At 68.4% G+C, this 2163-nt stretch carries 2 protein-coding genes; both read left to right on the forward strand.

Annotated features, from left to right (window positions below; all coding sequences use genetic code 11):
* The first annotated feature begins 112 nt into the window (after window positions 1-112).
* Window positions 113-1204 carry a branched-chain amino acid ABC transporter permease gene (locus G7A99_RS15540; RefSeq protein ID WP_163141766.1) on the forward strand — a complete coding sequence of 364 codons (1092 nt, stop codon included), beginning with the start codon at window positions 113-115 and terminating at the stop codon, window positions 1202-1204.
* A gap of 44 nt (window positions 1205-1248) precedes the next feature.
* Complete coding sequence (locus G7A99_RS15545) at window positions 1249-2076, forward strand: phosphoenolpyruvate hydrolase family protein (protein ID WP_018719483.1); 828 nt, start codon at window positions 1249-1251, stop codon at window positions 2074-2076.
* Window positions 2077-2163: the final 87 nt, after the last annotated feature.

The raw sequence follows: 2163 nt of genomic DNA on the forward strand, positions 1-2163 counted from the left end.
CGCGCCTACTTCAGCGAGCTGTCCATGTTCCTGTTGAGCGGAACGGTGATCCTGGTGCTGGCATTCCGCACCCAGGGCCTGTTCGGGCGCTCCGTCGAGAGGGGATAGGCCCATGCATACCGAGATCCGGACGTCCCTCAATGAGCGGCTGGCGGACGCCGCCCGGCGCGGCAACCGCCGCGACGTGACGACCGCGGCCGTGCTGATGGCCCTGGCGGTGCTCTACCCGCTGCTCGGGACCACGTTCCAGCTCCAGCTGCTCACCAGCGGGCTGATCACGGGCATGGTCGCGATGAGCTTCAGCCTCCTCGCGGGCTTCGGCGGCATGGTGTCGCTGGCGCAGATGGCCTTCTACGGCATGGCCGCCTACGTGGTCGGCATCGGCGGCCACGACATGGGCCTGCCGGCCCTGCTCACGGTGCCGCTGGCAGTACTCTCCGCCGCGGTGCTGGCCGGCCTGTTCGGGCTGATCGCCGTGCGCTCCTCGGGGATCTACTTCCTGATCATGACCCTGGCGCTGCTGCAGATGTTCTTCGGCGTGGCGATGCAGTGGCAGACCGTGACCGGCGGCTACAACGGCGTCGCCGGCATACAGGCCCCCGAGGTGGCCGGCTTCTCGCTGGGTGACGCCGCACCGCTGTACCTGGTGACCGTGATCGTGGCCGCGGCGAGCTACCTGGGCCTGCGCTGGCTGCTGCGCACCCCCTTCGGCCTGACCCTCCAGGGTATACGCGACCGCCCCGAGCGCATGCGGGCCCTCGGCTTCCGCGTCCAGCTGCACCGCTGGCTGCTGATGGTGCTATCGGGCGTCATCGCCGGCCTCGCCGGGGTTCTGGGCGTCTACTACCACGGTGTGGTGAGCCCGGACGTCGCCGGCCTGACGGCGTCGCTGATCGTGGTCCTGTCCGCGCTCGTGGGCGGGGTATCCAGCCTGGTCGGCGGGCTGATCGGGGGCATCCTCGTCACCGTGCTGATCAGCGTCGTCAGCTACCTAATGCAGCAGTGGTTCGGCACCAGCCATTACTGGACGGTGGTGGGCCTGATCTTCGTCGTCGTCGTCAAGAACTTCCCGAACGGGATCTTCGGCGTCGACGCCCGCACCCGCCGGGTCCTCGAGCGCGTGCTCACGCGCTGGACCGGGGCGGGGTCCGGCGGCGGCGAGCGCGCCGCGACCGGTAACGGAACGTCGCCGCAGACCCGGTAACCCGGGCCGGCACGGCAATCGACACGCAAGCAAAGGAACCGACAATGGCAAGAGTCGAGCGCAAGGTCCTCGTCGAGCGATTCCAGGAAATGGCGCGACGCGGCCAACCCATCATCGGCGGCGGCGCCGGTACCGGGATCTCCGCCAAGTGCGAGGAGGCCGGGGCCATCGACCTGATCGTCGTCTACAACTCCGGGCGCTACCGCATGGCGGGCCGGGCCTCGTCGGCGGGGCTGCTCGCCTACGGCAACGCCAACGAGATCGTCCAGGACATGGCCGGCGAGATCCTGCCGGTGGTCAAGCACACACCGGTGCTGGCGGGCGTCAACGGCACCGATCCGTTCGTGATCATGCCCAAGCTGCTGCGTGAGCTGAAGGAGCTCGGCTACTCCGGCGTCCAGAATTTCCCGACGGTGGGCATCATCGACGGGACGTTCCGGGTATCGCTGGAGGAGACCGGCATCAACTTCTCCACGGAAGTGGACATGATCCGCCAGGCCCATGAGCTGGACCTGCTGACCACGCCGTACGTGTTCTCCGCCGACGAGGCGGTCGAGATGGCACGCGCCGGCGCGGACATGATTGTGCCGCACATGGGCGTGACCACCGGTGGCAGCATCGGCGCACAGTCCTCGCGGACGCTCGACGAGTGCGTGGCACTGATCGACGAATGGGCCGAGGCGGCCAAGCGCGTGCGCCCGGACGTGCTCGTGATCTGCCACGGCGGGCCGATCGCCAACCCGGACGACGCGAGCTACGTGCTGCGCAACAGCGAACACTGCCAGGGCTTCTACGGCGCGAGCAGCATGGAGCGCCTGCCCACGGAGATCGCGCTGACCGACCAGATCCGGCGCTTCAAGGACATCGCCTGACCCCGCAGGATCACCGAGGAGGAGAGAGACGATGGCAAGGGTTTACGTAACCATGGTGCTCGACGCGGACATCGAACAGGCCTGGGG

Source organism: Arhodomonas sp. KWT (genome assembly GCF_010993615.1).